Annotated in this window: 15 protein-coding genes, 1 pseudogene and 1 riboswitch; of the genes and pseudogenes, 12 read left to right on the top strand and 4 right to left on the bottom strand. The window is 39.7% G+C overall.

What is annotated here, in order from left to right:
- The first annotated feature begins 23 nt into the window (after nt 1–23).
- The 4 genes from B7E05_RS20145 to B7E05_RS20130 all read left to right on the top strand — a co-directional run bounded on the left by B7E05_RS20145 (nt 24) and on the right by B7E05_RS20130 (nt 3,248).
- A complete protein-coding gene (locus B7E05_RS20145; protein ID WP_080875885.1) occupies nt 24–794 on the top strand; it encodes an amino acid ABC transporter ATP-binding protein in 771 nt (256 codons plus the stop codon).
- A 3-nt stretch (nt 795–797) separates the two neighbouring features.
- Nucleotides 798–1,631 (top strand): transporter substrate-binding domain-containing protein, encoded by an 834-nt coding sequence (locus B7E05_RS20140; protein WP_080875884.1) that lies wholly within the window; start codon nt 798–800, stop codon nt 1,629–1,631.
- A gap of 218 nt (nt 1,632–1,849) precedes the next feature.
- Entirely contained in the window at nt 1,850–2,530 is a 681-nt protein-coding gene (locus B7E05_RS20135; protein WP_245833200.1) for an amino acid ABC transporter permease, read from the top strand.
- Between the two features lie 25 nt (nt 2,531–2,555).
- Nucleotides 2,556–3,248, top strand: a complete 693-nt coding sequence (locus B7E05_RS20130; RefSeq protein ID WP_080875882.1) for an amino acid ABC transporter permease — start codon at nt 2,556–2,558, stop codon at nt 3,246–3,248.
- A 114-nt stretch (nt 3,249–3,362) separates the two neighbouring features.
- On the opposite strand, the gene B7E05_RS20125 is transcribed toward B7E05_RS20130, so the two are convergent.
- A complete protein-coding gene (locus tag B7E05_RS20125; RefSeq protein ID WP_179134598.1) occupies nt 3,363–4,871 on the bottom strand; it encodes an alkaline phosphatase in 1,509 nt (502 codons plus the stop codon).
- A gap of 119 nt (nt 4,872–4,990) precedes the next feature.
- Nucleotides 4,991–5,866, bottom strand: a complete 876-nt coding sequence (locus tag B7E05_RS20120; protein WP_143833270.1) for a LysR family transcriptional regulator — start codon at nt 5,864–5,866, stop codon at nt 4,991–4,993.
- A 106-nt stretch (nt 5,867–5,972) separates the two neighbouring features.
- Here B7E05_RS20120 and aroA point away from each other — a divergent pair.
- Nucleotides 5,973–7,318: pseudogene (gene aroA / locus B7E05_RS20115) on the top strand (3-phosphoshikimate 1-carboxyvinyltransferase).
- 147 nt (nt 7,319–7,465) lie between these two features.
- On the opposite strand, the gene B7E05_RS20110 reads toward aroA, so the two are convergent.
- Nucleotides 7,466–9,001, bottom strand: coding sequence for a BCCT family transporter (locus B7E05_RS20110; RefSeq protein WP_080875880.1), 1,536 nt, complete (start codon nt 8,999–9,001; stop codon nt 7,466–7,468).
- A 389-nt stretch (nt 9,002–9,390) separates the two neighbouring features.
- Between B7E05_RS20110 and B7E05_RS22720 the strand changes: the two genes are divergently transcribed.
- Nucleotides 9,391–9,546, top strand: coding sequence for an asparaginase domain-containing protein (locus B7E05_RS22720; protein WP_218672710.1), 156 nt, complete (start codon nt 9,391–9,393; stop codon nt 9,544–9,546).
- Between the two features lie 316 nt (nt 9,547–9,862).
- Here the strand turns inward: B7E05_RS22720 and B7E05_RS20100 are convergent, their stop codons facing one another.
- Entirely contained in the window at nt 9,863–11,269 is a 1,407-nt protein-coding gene (locus B7E05_RS20100; protein ID WP_080875878.1) for a sodium/glutamate symporter, read from the bottom strand.
- Between the two features lie 490 nt (nt 11,270–11,759).
- A riboswitch (FMN riboswitch) is annotated at nt 11,760–11,897 on the top strand.
- Nucleotides 11,898–12,042: 145 nt separating this feature from the next.
- On the opposite strand from B7E05_RS20100, the gene ribD reads away from it, so the two are divergent.
- From ribD to B7E05_RS20070, 6 genes are all read left to right on the top strand, one after another.
- Nucleotides 12,043–13,131 (top strand): bifunctional diaminohydroxyphosphoribosylaminopyrimidine deaminase/5-amino-6-(5-phosphoribosylamino)uracil reductase RibD, encoded by a 1,089-nt coding sequence (gene ribD, locus B7E05_RS20095; RefSeq protein WP_080875877.1) that lies wholly within the window; start codon nt 12,043–12,045, stop codon nt 13,129–13,131.
- Nucleotides 13,104–13,730: a riboflavin synthase gene (locus tag B7E05_RS20090; RefSeq protein WP_080875876.1), complete on the top strand. Its 627-nt coding sequence runs from the start codon at nt 13,104–13,106 to the stop codon at nt 13,728–13,730. The genes ribD and B7E05_RS20090 overlap by 28 nt, the downstream gene beginning before the upstream one ends.
- 10 nt (nt 13,731–13,740) lie before the next feature.
- Nucleotides 13,741–14,940 (top strand): GTP cyclohydrolase II, encoded by a 1,200-nt coding sequence (ribA, locus tag B7E05_RS20085; RefSeq protein WP_080875875.1) that lies wholly within the window; start codon nt 13,741–13,743, stop codon nt 14,938–14,940.
- 2 nt (nt 14,941–14,942) lie between these two features.
- Nucleotides 14,943–15,410: a 6,7-dimethyl-8-ribityllumazine synthase gene (ribH, locus tag B7E05_RS20080; protein ID WP_080875874.1), complete on the top strand. Its 468-nt coding sequence runs from the start codon at nt 14,943–14,945 to the stop codon at nt 15,408–15,410.
- Nucleotides 15,411–15,549: 139 nt separating this feature from the next.
- Nucleotides 15,550–15,987: a MarR family winged helix-turn-helix transcriptional regulator gene (locus B7E05_RS20075; RefSeq protein ID WP_080875873.1), complete on the top strand. Its 438-nt coding sequence runs from the start codon at nt 15,550–15,552 to the stop codon at nt 15,985–15,987.
- Between the two features lie 60 nt (nt 15,988–16,047).
- Entirely contained in the window at nt 16,048–16,986 is a 939-nt protein-coding gene (locus tag B7E05_RS20070; RefSeq protein ID WP_080875872.1) for a ring-cleaving dioxygenase, read from the top strand.
- The last annotated feature ends 52 nt before the right edge of the window (nt 16,987–17,038 follow it).

The following is a 17,038-nucleotide window of genomic DNA, read 5'->3' as shown; positions in this document are numbered from 1 at the left end:
TGGTTGAATGGGAGAGACTACAGATGTTAACGGTTCATAATTTAAAGCTATCATTCGGAAATCATGCGGTTTTAAAAGGGATAGACTTAGATGTTAATAAAGGAGATGTCGTAACATTTATTGGTCCGAGCGGCACAGGGAAAACCTCTTTATTACGATGCATTAATTACTTAGAAAAACCGGAAGATGGCGAGATAAGCATTGGAGATATCAAACTGGATTACAAGTCGATTCATAAGAAAGATATTCTTCAACTGCGCAGAAAATCAGCAATGGTTTTTCAGCAGTTTCATTTATTTAAACATAAGACCGTTGTGGAAAATGTGATGGATGCACAAATAGCTGTTCAGAAAAAAAAGAAAAAAGAGGCTTATGACAAGAGTATAGAAGAATTAAAAAAAGTAGGTTTATTAGATAAAAAAGATGTATACCCTTCTCAACTATCCGGCGGTCAACAGCAGCGGGTCAGTATAGCTCGTGCCTTGGCTTTAGAGCCCGAGGTGATTTTATTTGACGAACCAACCTCCGCGCTTGATCCCGAGCTGGTCGGTGAAGTGTTGAAAGTGATTGAAACGGTAGCAAAAATCGGGATGACAATTTTGCTGGTAACGCATGAAATGAGCTTTGCGCAAAAGATCTCCACAAAGGTTGTTTTTATGGATAAAGGAAATATTGTCGAAGAAGGACCTCCTTCGCAAATTTTTGAACATTCCGAGCATCAGCGTACAAGAGAGTTCTTAAGGAGTATTTATCGTGATGAAGAGCAGACGACAGAAACAGAAAGTGGGCAATAAATCATGATGAAAAAAACAGGATATATCCTATTTTTGGGGTTTCTTTTGTTGTTAACTGCATGCGGAAATGAGGAGGAGCCATCCAGTGATGGCGCAACAGAGCCGGGAGTACGGCAAGTGGTTGTTGCTGTCCCGCCGACATCGAAGCCGTTAAGCTGGGAAGAAGATGGCGAACTGCAAGGATATGAACCCGGCGTGATCAGATTAGTAGATGAAGCGCTGGATGATTATGAATTTGAAATGGTTGGTGTTGCCGACAGTGCTGCAGAAGTAGGACTGGATACAGGGAAGTATGACATGATTGCCCAGGGGCTATTTAAAACAGCAGAACGGGAAGACAAGTATTTAGTTCCGGAAGAAAGCAATGGTTTTAGCCTTATGAGAATTTATGCAAATAACATGGGGGATAATGTCCGCATTAATAGCATGGAAGATTTAGTTGGCAAAGATATTTATCACCCGACTCCATCCGGTGGTGTATTCAATTTTTTGATGACTTGGAATGAAGAAAATCCAGATTATCATATTGATTTTACTCCGTCAGATGCTGCTTTTTCGTACGCAGATATCTTAAAGCAGGTAGAAGCCGGGAGATTCGATGTTTTTATTCATCCTTCCAATGTGGGTCAAAATGAAATTATAGAAAATGAAAACCTGGATATCCGGGAAACAGAGCCGGTAGACGTTACACCGACGTATTTTATGTTTCATCAAGAAAAGGAAAATGTGGAATTAGTGGAAGAAGTGAACAGCGTCTTAAAAGAATTGAAAGAGTCAGGCGAGCTTTCAGAGCTATCCGTAGAGTATTTTGATGAGGATATATTTGAGTATGAATAAACGTATTTTTTCTTTTTACGTACGTCATTTATACCACAAGACAAACAATCGGATTCTCTGTCTTGCGGTGACCTTTTGAATAGTCTCTGACAATAAATTGTACGATTACGGAAATTATTTTTAATCGACACTTGCCGGGGAAGGGGACTTTTCCTTCAGGTGTTACGTCATCCGTATGAATAAATAGAAGGGTTGCCGTTATTATGGATTTTATGTATATGTTAGAAATATTGCCCGAATTTTTAAGCCTTCTACATATAACTGTATTCATTATTATTATATCTGCCGTACTTGGATTATTTTTTAGTGTATTTGTAACGATCGTTCGAGTGAAAAAAATATTTATTCTTAGCCGGTTAATGGAAATGTATATTTCATTTGCCAGAAGCGTGCCTATTGTTCTGCAATTATTTCTTGTCTATTATGCTATACCATTTCTTTTGTCGTTAATTGGTATCAATATCAGTGATATAAGTGCCATCACAGCTACTGTGGTAGCTTTAACCTTTTATAATGCAGGATATATGTCTGAGGTATTGCGGCCGGCATATTTGGCTGTGGACCGTGGGCAGCATGAAGCGGCTGATAGTTTAGGATATTCCCCATTTAAGAAGCTTGTCAGAATTATTATTCCGCAAGTCATACCAATTGCGCTTCCTGGTTGGGGAAATGCGATTGTATATTTAATTCATGATACCTCGCTCATTTTTACAATTGGCGTCATGGATATGATGGGATATGCGAACACACTCATTTCTACGACGTATGGATCCAATCAGATTGAAATTTATTTAACGATTGCGCTTATCTTCTGGGCAATCTGCTTAACAACGGATTTTATTGTCCGCTTATTGGAAAAACGAATGAAGCGTTATGGACTGGATACTTTTGGATCGTGAATAATAATAGGAAGAGGGATCGGATTTGTTTGAATTTGATGTACTTGTAACTGATTTTTTTGATATATTAACCGTGGTTCCTAAAACATTGGGTTTGGCAGTTATTATTCTGGTTTTATCAACGCTGCTTGGAGGAGTCATTGCACTGATTCAACGGTTGAAAGTTCCAGTACTTACCACACTGATCACTGTGGTGAAATCCTTTTTACGGGGTACACCGATGGTCATTATGCTCTATCTGATGTATTATGCGTTACCTGCTGCGATCCAGTTTCTTTTATCGCTGGTGGGAATAGAATTTAATCCATATAGCTTGCCTCCTGTCATCATCGTGATTGTGACGTTTTCGGTTACACTTTCCGCCTTTCAATCGGAAATTATACGAGGTTCTTTTCAGTCGGTAAGCAATGGACAGATAGAAGCTGCGAATTCACTGGGATATAGTTTTTCCCAGTCGTTAAGGCGTGTGATTATACCACAAGCATTTGTAGAAGCAGTGCCGGATTTTATCAATTCGTATATGGTTATTCTTAAGGCACTGTCTTTGGCATTCCTGATTAGTGTAGTAGATATCTTTGGGCAGGCAAAAATCATCGGTGCTATGAGTTTCCGTTACCTGGAAGCCTTCGCAGCGGCAGCATTAATGTATTGGCTTATCTGTTCGCTGCTTACTTTTCTGGCGAACAAGTACGAAATGCGCTTGCGAAGAGGGCATTGATTTTCGGGAATATGCGTCTGCTTTTGATATGCAGTGCAAGATATGGAAAACCCCTGTGCGTTTGCGTTAGCACAGGGGTTTTCTTATAGAATTGATGCATTTATATCTGCCACTTTATTTAAAATATACTTCATCCCCTGGATAAATCAAATCTGGATTGGGAAATTGATTGATTTCTTGCAGGGTAGTCCATAAATAATTATATTTCAGACCAATTTCAAAGAGTGTATCTCCTGGTTGAACGGTATAAACCGAACCATCCGGTTGGTTTTGGCTGACTTCTCCACCGAATTCTATTCCTGCAGCTGCAGCGATAATTTTTGGTAAATCGGTATTATCATGGAATCCGGTAAATTGATCCGCTCCTGGACCGTATGCATAGACAGGGAGATCCACTCCTGTGTGATTTGAGCTTGTCCATCCAACATTTGCTTTCGCACTGATGACGGCATTGATAGCCACTTTAGGATCCTCTGCTTCCTGAATCGTTTGAACTTCTTCTTCTGACAATTCCATATCCGTATATTGATGGACTACTTCACTGACGTTGGAACGATCTTCATTTAACGCTGCAGCGATGTTTTCCCCAGTTGCCGTTATACTGTGAAGCAGTTCTGGATTGGCAGATTCTGAACCATTGGCACCTGCAGTCATACCGCCTGTTTCATGATCTCCGCCGACAACGACCAAGGTATTACCATCTTCTTCCGCAAAATCAATGGCTTCTTGAACAGCAGCTTCAAAAGCAGCTACATCTGTCATTGCCCATGCAGCGTCATTATCGTGACCAGCCCAGTCAATCTGGCTTCCTTCTACCATCAGGAAAAATCCGTCGTCATCTTTGTTTAGGGTATCAATGGCCGTTTGTGTCATTTCCCCAAGGCTCGGTTCTTCCTCTGCGTTACGATGCAGTTCAGGTGACATCGCATCCTCTGCAAACAAACCGAGTAAATTTTCGTTATCTAAATCGATATCTGCTTCTAATAATTGATTTCGATTTTCTGCAAGTTGATAATTTTGCGCTTCTGCTTGCTGAAGCACATTGGCTTCTTCCTGGTTCCCGCCTTCTGATTCAGGAAGGAAATTATTTTTACCGCCGCCGAGGAGAACGTCAATCTCGTTTTCTATTAATTGGTTGGCAATCTCTGTTTCGTTTCCCCGATCTTCTACATGGGCACCAAATGCAGCAGGCGTCGCATGGGTGATGGTAGACGTAGCAACAAGACCAGTTGCCATATCTTTATCTTGAGATGCTTCTAAAATAGTTTGCTGTGTGTTGCCTTCCGGGTCGATCCCAATGGTGCCATTATTGGTTTTTACTCCTGTTGCCATTGCTGTACCTGCTGCGGCGGAGTCTGTAATATTGGAATCAGCGGAATATGTAGTATACATCCCTTGCTGGTGATGGTCCCATACAGCATCCTCTCCCTTGAAATGTCGATAATTCGTTGCATAATCTGCATTAAAACCATCTGGAATCATATAAATAATATTCTTTGCTTCCGTACCAATTCCCCTATCGTTATTCATTTGACTGTTTTCATCTGCACTAGCTGTTGTGGTACCGACTCCTGAAAAAATGATTCCTGCACTCAATGCTGTCATTCCAAGCTTCTTTATCATTCCATCATCTTCCTTCAAAATTGAATCTAACATCATTGTAGGTGGTGAACGTTAACGAAGGATAAATAGAATGTAAATAATGTGTAATTTTCTGTTTTGTTATATTTATCTGCGCTTTGTCATGTTAACAAATGATGTAAAAATGTTTTAGCTGCCAAGGATAAGGAAGCTTCTTTCTTCATGGCTAATCCAACCTGTCTTTTTTCAATAACCTCATCGATGCTCACCTCAAATAATTCTTTATCAGCCAACTCTTTTAAGACGAGCTCTTTTGTAACAAACGCAATACCCATCCCAATTTTCGCACATTCGATTAATAATTCCACACTGCCAACTTCCATGTCGGGTTTAACATCTATCTTTTGTTTAAGAAAAAGTTGATTTAGAAATTTTCTGGAACTGCTTGCTTCTGAAAAAGAAATAAGCGGATATTCCTGGATTGCTGACAGGGAAAGCTTTTCTTTGGATAGATGCTGAAACTTCTTCCCGACAACAAAAGTACTGTGAATATCTAAAAATTCCGTTATAGAAACATTGCTTTGACTGACTGGTAAGTGAACGATACCAATATCAATCTGTCCGTTTGCCAGTTTTTCTAAAATCTGTGGTGTCGAGCCATGCTGTAATTTAATTTGAATATCAGGATAGAACTCCTGAAAGGTTTGCACATATGGCAGAAGAAAATGTTTGCATGTGGAATCACTTCCTCCAACCGTAACAGAACCGCTTTGCAATGTTTTCATTTCTGTCAGTTTTTGTTCTGCACGATGAATTAAATCAAACGCTTGTTTGAGGTAATCAAATAATACTTTACCTTCCTTTGTCAGCAGGACTCCTTTTGATGTTCTGGTGAATAGCTGCATTGTCAGTTCATTCTCCAGCTGTTTAATGGAATGACTCACACTCGGTTGCGTAATAAAAAGTCGGTTTGCTGCTTTACTAAAGTTCTGTTCAATCGCTGTGACATAAAATACACGATATAAGTCTACGTTTATGATATAGACACCACCTATAGCTTTTATTCAAAATAGTAATTTCATTTATATCATAATTCAAATTATAATGAATAACCAATAGCAACGATTAAAGGAGAAGATAAAGATGGAGGAAAATGATTTGTTTGATAGCAAAGCCAGAAGTCCCTGGACTTCTTTACACGGGGTAGAAAGGGTAACTGTTTCACCCGGGAAGCAAAGAATAGATGCTTCTATCACGATTCCAGGAAGTAAAAGTCTGACGAACAGAGCGCTTATTATGAGTGCTTTGGCAGATAGGAAATCCCGATTGAGCGGTATGTTAAAAAGTGATGATACATACTGGTGTATCGAGGCTTTAAAACAATTAGGAGTGGATATCGAACTTCAGGATAATACAGCATATATCAAGGGAAGCATTAAAAATTGGAAATCGAATGATTTATATATAGGTTCAGCAGGGACGATTGCAAGATTTCTGCCAGGAGCGTTGGCAGCTTGTCGCGACGGAGAGTGGAAGCTGGAGGCGAGTCAAAGTATGCGTAAAAGGCCGATTGCTCCGCTTGTTGAGGCTTTAAAAGAACTGGGTGCAGATATTAATTATTTGGATAATAAAAATTATTATCCATTGCGGGTGAAAGGAACAGAAATGACGGGCGGTGAAGTAAGTCTTTCAGGCGCTGTTTCCAGTCAATTTATCAGCGGCTTATTAATCGCTGCACCATATTTTAATCAGACAACAACAGTAAGACTCGAGGATGAAATTGTTCAACATGCTTATGTGTATTTAACCCTTGATTTAATGAAAGAATTTGGTGCAGATGTGCAATATGATAAAACACTCTTATACATCCTCAGCCATACAGAGAGAAAGATATCCAACTGGAGCCAGATGTATCTGCAGCCTGTTACTTTTTGGCGCTGGCAGCAGTGACAAACGGAAAGATACGGATAAACGGTTTAACGGAGAAAACAAAGCAGCCGGATATTCAGCTGGTAGCAGTATTGGAGAGGATGGGCTGTGAAGTGACAAGGGGCGCTGCCTTTATTGAATTAGAAGGCGCCTCCCAATTAAAAGGTGATTTTGTTATATCTATGAAGGAAATGTCCGATCAGGCTTTAACTTTAGCGGCAATTGCTCCTTTCGCAGATGGGCCCGTGACAATAAAAGATATTGCACACATCCGTCACCATGAATCGAATCGGATGAGTGTTATTTGTGAAGCGTTAGCCACGTTGGGTATAGAAGTGGAAGAATTGGATGATGGGTTAAAGGTGTATCCAGGAAATCCAGAGCCTGCTTTATTAAATACGTATGATGATCATCGGGTTGCAATGGCATTAGCATTGATTGGTTCAAGAGTGGACGGAATGCAGTTACAGGATCCGGGGTGTGTTTCTAAAACATTCCCGCAATATTTTTCCTTGTTGGAGAACCTGGGTTTGAAAATAACAAAGCAAAAAGTTCAATAATTAGAGGCATCATATGATTTCATGAATTATTTTGTTCCTTAGTTGTTTTTTCAAAACGCTATATGCAAGGTGATGTTATAAAAGTGAATTCAATATATAAAAGCCAGCCTTTCTTCAACAATAAAGAAAGGCTAGCAGCATTATATTTTATAACGTCTCTTTTTTATGATTTTCATATAAATCTTTCACTGCTTTTGGTGCTGTCCAGAAAGTAGTCAGCAGTAAGAATACAACTGGGACAGCAGTAACTACAATAAATGATTGTAATGCGTCGATACTGCTTTCGCCAAGTGATACCAGAACAATCGCTACTAAGCCCATAACCAAGGCATAGAAAGCTCTTAACCATCTTGGCGGGTGTCCATTACCAGAAATAGCCATAGATATGGTTAGTGACATAGAGTCTGTTGTCGTTAATACAAAGATAACAGTGGCTAACAAGAATAAGAAACTGAAAATCGTTCCTAGCGGTAATTGTTCCGTAATCGCCATCATGGCAGCAGGTTGTCCGGCTTCATTCAATGCAGTTGATATGGAACCTGGTATTTCTAATTCCTGAAAGATTCCTGTTCCGCCGATAACGGCAAACCAGATAGTTGCAACGACAGGAGCAATAATAGCAACTGCCACAACAAGCTCGCGAATGGTACGTCCACGTGAAATGCGGGCAGAGAAAATCGCCATCATTGGGCCATAACCAATAAACCAGGCAAAGAAAAATACTGTCCATAAGCTGAGCCAAGCCTCATCACCACGATAAGTACTGAATGGAATAAGTTCATTCACATAAAGTCCGAATGCTTCCAAATAATGATTGAAAATAAAGTATCCTGGACCAAGTATCAGTACGCCAATAATTAATACAACCGCTAAAATGACATTAAAGCTGCTTAAAAATTGAATCCCTCTGTGAAGGCCTGTCACAGCAGATATAGCTGCGGCAATCACGAGTAAAATAATAATGATAATGTGAAGGGTCAAATTGTTTGGCAGGTTTGTGAGAGAGCTAATCCCATAACCAGCCTGCAACCCTAAAAATCCAATCGGACCAATTGTTCCGGCTGCAACGGAAATAATTGCAAACGAGTCAACAATGGTACCAAATACGCTTTTATGAATGACTTTCTCCCCAAAGATTGGGTAGAGAAGCGATCTCGGTTTTAATGGCATCCCTTTATGATAGTGGGCATACATTAGCACAATGGTACCGAGTGTCCCTAAAATTGCCCATGATAGAAAGCCCCAATCAACGAAGCTCATGGTAAGTGCAGGCGAAACGGCTTCCGGTGATGCATTTTCAATACCGGAAAAATGTGGCGGAACCTCTAAAAAGTGGCTAAGGGGTTCTGCGGCTGCCCAAAACACGCCACCTCCAGCTAATAAAGTACACATGATAATGGCAATCCATTTAAATGTGCTCATTTCCGGTTTATCAACATTACCCAGTCGTATTTTTCCATATTTCGAAAAGGCTAATATCAGTGCAATAAAAAATGTTCCAAGTATGACGATTTGATAAATCATTCCAAAATAAGTAGCTGACCATCCAAATAAAGTATCCACCATATCTGCAACAAAGTCTGCACTAACGAGTGCGGCTACAACAAATAAGATGAGTGCACCGCCACTTATTATAAAAGTAGGTAAATCTAAAGACTTCTTCTTTTTATTTGAAGCTTGCATTACTTCTTTTCCTCCAGTTTGTTAATTATTCTTTGATATTATTCTTTCTCCGAATCTAAATTATATTCTATGAATAGATTGTTTTGATACGAGGGGAAATGCGAAAAAGCCCCGACATGTCATTTTTAATCATAAAATAAGACAAACAGAAACGCAGAAAAATAAAAAGTGGAATCATACTCCAAACGTATGAAGTATAATTCCACCGTTTTATACCCTAAATCACTTTGGTATAATTGTCAATCCTCTTTTCTTATTTGAAATTATCTCATTCTTGCAATAATGATTATCTGTTAAAGAAAATGCAGGAGAGGTAACAATAGAAATAAGTCAACGATAAAAGTTATTGCAACTGGAGGAATAATTGCAGGGCTGGTACTTCAAGTATAATGGCTACGGGTTATCAACCCGGCGCTTTGTCTATTGATGCATTATTAAAAGAGGTCCCGGATTTAGCAAATGTTGCAAATATAAATATTAAACAGTTGTTTAATATTAAGAGTGCGGATTTAACAACAGAAAGATTATTGGCGTTAAGTAAATAAATAAATGAAACTTTGGAAGATGAAGAAATAGATGGTGTCGTAATCACACATGGTACAGAGACACTGGAAGAAACTGCATTGCCATCATCATTTGGATCTAGTGATGGAATAGATTGAAATGCTAAAAGACTACTCACTTCAGTCATGGAAGAATCTCCTTCATCTCCGTATCTTGGCTTTTCTCGTTAGAGGTATTATCTGCTGGTTGGCTTAGAGTTACAAGCAGCAATGAACAAGACCACGAAACTTAGAATAACAATCTTTCAAATGAGAAGAAGCAACAGCATGAAATAGTACGCATGCTGTTGCTCATATGCTAATCGGATTCTTTCATTTTTCCAAAGTATAGGGTACCTAATAACCAAAATGCAGTGGTTAATAAAATTACTGCTATTAATACAGGAATTGCTCCAAATTGGATGATAAATGGTACAGAAGCAGCAGTTACAAGTCCACCACCAACCATTGGTTCAAATAATATTTGTTTATAACCAAACGCATTGAGTGCAGGCGATTGATTCTCTGCATCCACGATACGCATAAGCATTATTCCGGTCGCTGCAACTCCGGTACTTTGACCAAAATCCCCAATTCCTCGTTCAAACCAGTAACTCGGAATCATTTTAGGTCCGAGATAGAGGAAGAGGAAGACATTAATAGCTATACCAACAACGGCAAGTAAAATAAATGGAATGATATTAGCTCCAATTACTTGTAAGCTTAGTGAAGCCATGGCACTAATAATTAGAAAATCTAGTGCTACTCCTTGTATGGTGTTAATCGTATCTCGATCAACTAATTCATGGTAATCAAAACGGGATATAAAGATTTGGACAATTATTCCACCAATCATTGCAAATGGAAACAAAGGAACATACTCAAATAAATAAATATCCAGCGCACTTCCATACGTTACAGCTTCTAACCAAACAAGCGCTTCCAATAGTACATAACCAATAAATATCGAAATACCAATTAGCCCTAAATGAAAAGCAAATGGTTCAATCGATAGCGGGGAGGTAGTTTTCGTACCTGCTGAATGACGATGTTCTTTATTAATAATTCCCGTTTGTTGTTCAAAAGAAATCTCATCGGGATGATGTAACGTCTGCGATTTCCCTTTACGCGCAGCCCAATTCACCATAATCATACCAATTACTACGCCGGACAGTATTCCTATCGTTGCTAAACCAATAGCAAGGTCGTAACCCTCGGAAAATCCGAGTTCTTGAAATGTGCTTTGTAACCCTGCAGCTGTGCCATGGCCACCAACAAAGCTAATTTCAATGAGTGCTCCTGCTGCAGGACTAAGTCCAAAAAAGGGGGTTAATACGGTAAGCGCTAGTAATATGCCTACTACATATTGAGCCCAGGACATTGTATAGCCTAAGGCTATTTGCGGTCCACCGACCCGCCACATCTTTTTAGGTTTTGGTAAGATAAATCCAATAAATAAACATGCAAAAACAATATTAATCAATAGCTCAGGTAAACCTGCCCAAACTTCTACCATCTCTTCCGTAAAGAAACCAGCATCAAGAAAACCATCTGTAGTTAGACGGCCTAATACTTCTGGTCCCAATAAGAGTGCTAAAAAACCACCTATCAAAGATGTAGGTAAGAAGAGTTTTTGAAGGATGGGGATTTTCAATCGGATGAGCTTCCCAATTACGAGGAGAGCGGCTAGTATAATAACAGCAAAACCGACAATTTGTAAGGACATAGATAAACTCCTTTCCATAAAAATTTAGCGGATTTTCAAGTGAAAATCAAAAAAATATTGAATTTTACTATACCCGCCATAACTCTGTGAAAAACATGTCATTTTCTCTTTAGCATACGTCAATGTTGCATAAGTATATCGTTTGATTGCGCTGGATTAGAACGTGAAATGACTTCCTTATCTTGTATATAGTGTTTTTTAATTATACTTTTGGTATGTCATGTTCTTAGGTGGAATAAGATTTATATTGGGAATAATAACCGATGTGGGGCTTATTATAGGTGGTGGATCAGGGTGATTTATTGATTATTTTTTTGGGGATTTAAAGCATGAAATAAAGGATAAAAAATATTAAAGAATAGTCTTCTTTTTCAATTAACGGTTACATCGTGATAAAAATAATGTCTTGCATTTTACACTTTTTACTGATAGTATCATTTTTAACATGTTAGAGTATTTAAAGTAACAAAGGGTAATAACAAAATTTAATATTATTCTTCGGGGCAGGGTGCAATTCCCGACCGGCGGTGACAAACAGATAAAGTTTGAAGTCCGTGACCCGCGTTGAGCGGTGGATCTAGTGCGATTCTAGAGCCGACAGTAATAGTCTGGATGGGAGAAGAAAACGAACGTCAACACATAAATAGGTAAAGTGTATTCTTTTTTGCGTATACAAAAGCCTGTTTAAGTGAATTGGACAGGCTTTATTTAAGTATGCCCCGTGAAATATTTTTCACGGGGCTTTTTGACGTTTGCAGAAAGGGAGGAAACACATGGATGAACGATACATGGAAAAAGCGATAGAGCTAGCAAAGTTAGGAAAAGGAAAAACATACACGAATCCATTAGTCGGCGCAGTAATTGTGAAAGAGGATAGCCTTTTGGCTACTGGCTATCATCCGAAATATGGTGATAGGCATGCAGAAAAAATGGCTATCGAAAAATGTGAAACCCCCGAAGATATATTCGATGCAACGTTATATGTGACGCTGGAGCCATGCAACCATACAGGAAAACAGCCCCCTTGTACCGAAATAATTGTAAATAGCGGTATTTCCAAAGTTGTGATTGCACAGCTTGACCCCAATCCTGTAGTGGCAGGCAAAGGGAAAGCTTATTTAGAATCACAAGGGATACAGGTTGAATCCGGTATATTGCAGGAAAAGGCGGAAGCTTTGAATGAGCATTATAATTATTTTCACAGCAGACAGCAGCCTTATATTGTATTAAAACAAGCTATCAGCTTGGATGGAAAGCTTTCTGCTAATCCATGTCAACGCACATATCTTACTGGAGAAGAAACCTATAAAAAAGTTCATGAAGAGCGACAATATTATCAGGCTATTTTAATAGGCAGTGGGACTGTTTTAGCTGATAATCCAACGTTATTGCCGGAAACCGTTACCGATTTTCCGCCGGTGCGAATCATTTTAGACCGGAGCGGGCAAACACTGGATTTTGGAAAATATCACATTTTTGGAGAAGGTGCACCTGTCTGGGTGTTTACAAAAACCGATTCCATCGCGAATATTCCTCCCCATGTCCGATTAATCTCAAATCAAGATTGGACCATTCCAAAAGTAGTTGATTACTTACGGAAAGAGGGGATTCAATCGGTTTATGTGGAAGGTGGAAGCAAGATGCATGATGCATTTCTGGCAGAAAACATGTTTGAAGAAGTAATTACGTATATCGCACCGAAATTAATTGGCAGCAATGGCGTTCCTGCGTTTGCTAGCAATAGAGACGTTTCAGCAACAACACCTTTAGTTTTTCAACGTGTGGAAGCCGTTGGAGAAGATGTTCGAATGGTCAGCAGAAGGGAGGAAGAAGCATGTTTACAGGACTCATTCAAGAAGTAGGGACAGTCAAACAAATCAAGAAAGCAAGTCGTCATATCGAATTGACATGTTCTGCCTCGAAAGAGCTGTTGCAGGACTATCATGTTGGAGACAGTATGGCAATGAATGGTGTCTGCTTAACCACTACTTGCGTGACTGATTCTGATTTCACCGTGGATATTATGCCGGAAACCTTTCAAAAATCGATTTTCGCTGATGTGCAAGTACATGCACCGGTGAATCTGGAACGAGCGTTATCTGCGAGTGCGCGCTTGGAGGGACACATTGTTTCCGGTCATGTCGACACAACAACGCGATTGATCAAAAAAGTAAAAAAGGAGAATTCCATCGTTCTCACGTTTTATTATCCGCCGCAAATCCAAGGAGAAATTGTAGCCCAAGGTTCTGTCGCAATTAATGGAACAAGCTTGACGGTGTCAGCTGTGACGCCAGGGTCATTTAGTATTTCGCTTATTCCTTATTCCATGAATCATACGAACTTGGGGCAGTTAAAACAAGGGGAATTTGTAAATGTAGAAACGGATATACTCGGAAAATATATCAAAGCCATGGTAGGTACGGAAAAGAATCAGATGTTGCGTAAATACATTGGAGAATAGAGGGGAAATCATGACGATACAACATATTGAAGCAGCGGTTACTGCGTTGCAACAGGGAAAGCTGATTATTGTTGCGGATGATGAGAATAGAGAGGCAGAAGGCGATTTAGTCGGTCTTGCCAGTAAAGCTACTGCGGAAACCATCAACTTTATGACAAAACATGCCCGGGGGTTAATTTGTGCTCCGGTCTCTGAACAAATTGCCAGGAATTTAAATTTATGGGAAATGACTAAAGAAAATACAGATGAGTATCAAACAGCATTTACCATCAGTGTGGACCATAAGGAAACAGTTACAGGGATTTCTGTATTTGAACGAGCAAAAACGATTCAGGAACTGGCAAATAAGAATAGGGAAGCGGCTGATTTCAACAGACCAGGTCATATTTTCCCGTTAATAGCCAAAAGTGGCGGTGTATTAGAACGCAGAGGACACACGGAAGCAGCAGTGGATTTGGCAAAACTGGCGGGAGATAGCGAGGCCGCTTATATTTGCGAAATTTTAAAGGAAGACGGAACAATGGCCCGGCTGCAGGATTTAAGGCAGCTGGCAGCGGAATGGCATATGCCGTTGATAACCGTGGAAGAGCTTGCTGATTATGTAGCTTATTCCAATATGAAAGTAAATGCCAAAGTGAAATTACCAACCCAACATGGCGAATTTGATTTGTCTCTTTATCAGGATAAAGAAGGAAAAGATCAGCTTGTGTTATCAATGGGAGAGGTGAAAGATAGTGAAGAACCTATTCTGGTCAGGGTGCATTCAGAATGTTTGACCGGTGATATTTTTGGTTCTCATCGCTGTGATTGCGGGGAGCAGCTGGATCGCGCTATGCAAATGATTGCAGCGGAAGGACGCGGTGCGATTCTGTATTTAAGACAAGAAGGAAGAGGAATCGGGCTGCTTAATAAACTGAAAACCTATGAATTGCAGGAACAAGGCGCAGATACCTATGAAGCAAATGTATCGCTGGGTTTTCTGCCAGATGAACGGCAGTATGATATCGCTGCGTGGTTATTGAAAAAAGAAGGGATATCAATAATCCGTCTGCTGACAAATAATCCGGATAAAGTAAGCGAGTTGCAGCAATATGGTATTGATGTAGTGGAACGGATCCCGATAGAAACAACGGTTTATCATGAAAATAAACATTATTTAAAAGTAAAAAAAGATAAATTTCATCATTTATTATCTGTGGAGGGAGAATGATTATGGCTGTATATGAAGGAATGTTTCAAGGAGAGCAATTAAAAGTAGCTATTACCATTGCAAGGTTTAATGAGCTGATTACTTCGAAATTATTGGAAGGTGCCAAGGATATCCTCAAAAGACATGGGGTGAAAGAAGAAGATATCGATGTTTATTGGGTACCCGGCGCATTTGAACTTCCATATATCACAAAAAAAGTAGAAAAGACCCAAAAATACGATGGCATTATTTCACTTGGAGCAGTGATTCGAGGAGCAACCACACATTATGAGCTTGTTAGTAATGAAGCGGCCAAAGGCATTGCACAAATTGGTCTGCATGCAGACATTCCGGTGATGTTTGGTGTGTTGACAACAGAAACGATCGAACAAGCATTGGAAAGAGCTGGCACGAAAGCCGGGAATAATGGCGGAGAAGCTGCGTTAGGTTTGCTAGAAATGATTTCGCTGAATAAATTGATGCATGCTTAATGTACATGAGAGGAAGGTTATCCATATCGAGGGTAGCCTTCTATCAATGATTCATGCAAAATATATTTAACTAAATATATAGTGTTGTTTTTAAATCACTTGAGTAGTAAAATGATGATATAGAAAGGATATGAGGCGAATGAAAAAGAACACCCTTGGTTCCTTGATTTGGCTGCGAGTTGCCCGCTTTATGCATCAGAGCAATCTGCTGTCCAATGACTTTCTAAAGCAATTTGATATTACCGTTTCCCAATTTGATGTATTAAACCAGATTTGGTCTTATCAGCCTCTCACGCAGAGTGAACTTGCTGCCCGAGTGACCGTGTCAGAGGGAGGTATCTCCCGGATGCTTGCCCGGCTGGAGCAGGAAGGATATATCCAGCGCAAACAGGATTGGAAAACGAAATGGATACGTTTGACGTCAAAGGGAGAAACCAAGATAGAAGAAGTTTTTGAACACCAGCTGGCTTTTCAAACGTCTGTGGTCGACGACTGTTTAACAGAAGATGAACAGCGGACACTATATACGCTTATGTCGAAACTGCAGAAGCATACAGAAAACAAATTAAAAAAATAATATGCTTATTATTTTTTTAGCGATAACTTGACTAGTAAACTGATAAGGGAGAGATGATTTATGTATATCATTCCAGGACACCATCATATTTCGATGGTTACAAAAAATGCAAATGAAAATAATCGTTTTTATCGGGATGTATTAGGTTTACGCCGTGTGAAAATGACGGTGAACCAAGATGATCCTTCCATGTATCACTTATTTTATGGTGATCGAACTGGCAGTCCAGGTACAGAGTTAACCTTTTTTGAAATACCGATGGTCGGCAACACATATCGAGGGACGAATGCCATTACTCGAATTGGTCTATTGGTTCCATCGGAAGAGAGTCTGCATTATTGGGAAAAACGCTTTGATACGTACAATGTTTTACACGGCGGAATAACAACCTATGCTAATCGAACCGCAATGAAATTTGAAGATCCAGAAGGACTGCAAATGGTACTGCTCGTTGCAAATGGAGAAAAAGCAGACCACTGGGAAACATGGGAAAAGTCAGAAGTGCCTGCTGAACATCAAATCCAAGGGATGGGATCCGTGGAGATAACCGTAAGACTACTGGATAAACTGGCAACCACATTGACGGATATGTTTGGTTATACAGAGGTCAGCCGCAGCGAGCGGGAAGTGATTTTTCAATCTGTTCCGGGTCAGGCTTTTGGAGAAATCGTTGTGAAATATTTAGACGGGCCAACGGAAAGACCAGGTCGCGGCAGCATCCATCATTTAGCCATTCGTGTAAAAAATGATGAGGAACTTTTCTATTTGGAAGAGCAAGTAAAAGCACGTGGATTCCGAACATCCGGTATTGTAGATCGTTTCTACTTTAAAAGCTTATATTTCCGTGAATCCAATGGTATTTTATTTGAAATTGCAACAGATGGCCCGGGATTCACGGTAGATGGAGATGTGGGGCATTTGGGAGAAAAACTTGATTTACCACCCTTTTTAGAGGAGAAGCGTTCCGAAATTGAAGCAAAACTAACTCCAATAGAATAGAAAATGACAGCAAAGAAGGAAGGTTTCATATGGAACCTTCCTTCTTTGCTGT

It is taken from the genome of Oceanobacillus timonensis, from assembly GCF_900166635.1.
Lineage (GTDB): Bacteria > Bacillota > Bacilli > Bacillales > Amphibacillaceae > Oceanobacillus > Oceanobacillus timonensis.
Note: the sequence above shows the minus strand (reverse complement) of the source record. Positions and strands in the feature narration are given on the sequence as shown.

Excerpts from the sequence above, each read along its gene's own strand:
- B7E05_RS20110 (WP_080875880.1), bottom strand. The coding sequence starts at position 9,001 with ATGCAAGCTTCAAATAAAAAGAAGAAGTCTTTAGATTTACCTACTTTT.
- B7E05_RS20140 (WP_080875884.1), top strand. The coding sequence starts at position 798 with ATGATGAAAAAAACAGGATATATCCTATTTTTGGGGTTTCTTTTGTTG.
- ribD (WP_080875877.1), top strand. The coding sequence starts at position 12,043 with ATGGATGAACGATACATGGAAAAAGCGATAGAGCTAGCAAAGTTAGGA.
- B7E05_RS20145 (WP_080875885.1), top strand. The coding sequence starts at position 24 with ATGTTAACGGTTCATAATTTAAAGCTATCATTCGGAAATCATGCGGTT.
- B7E05_RS20090 (WP_080875876.1), top strand. The coding sequence starts at position 13,104 with ATGTTTACAGGACTCATTCAAGAAGTAGGGACAGTCAAACAAATCAAG.
- B7E05_RS20100 (WP_080875878.1), bottom strand. The coding sequence starts at position 11,269 with ATGTCCTTACAAATTGTCGGTTTTGCTGTTATTATACTAGCCGCTCTC.
- B7E05_RS20125 (WP_179134598.1), bottom strand. The coding sequence starts at position 4,871 with ATGATAAAGAAGCTTGGAATGACAGCATTGAGTGCAGGAATCATTTTT.
- B7E05_RS20075 (WP_080875873.1), top strand. The coding sequence starts at position 15,550 with ATGAAAAAGAACACCCTTGGTTCCTTGATTTGGCTGCGAGTTGCCCGC.
- B7E05_RS22720 (WP_218672710.1), top strand. The coding sequence starts at position 9,391 with ATGGCTACGGGTTATCAACCCGGCGCTTTGTCTATTGATGCATTATTA.
- ribA (WP_080875875.1), top strand. The coding sequence starts at position 13,741 with ATGACGATACAACATATTGAAGCAGCGGTTACTGCGTTGCAACAGGGA.
- B7E05_RS20070 (WP_080875872.1), top strand. The coding sequence starts at position 16,048 with ATGTATATCATTCCAGGACACCATCATATTTCGATGGTTACAAAAAAT.
- B7E05_RS20135 (WP_245833200.1), top strand. The coding sequence starts at position 1,850 with ATGTTAGAAATATTGCCCGAATTTTTAAGCCTTCTACATATAACTGTA.
- ribH (WP_080875874.1), top strand. The coding sequence starts at position 14,943 with ATGGCTGTATATGAAGGAATGTTTCAAGGAGAGCAATTAAAAGTAGCT.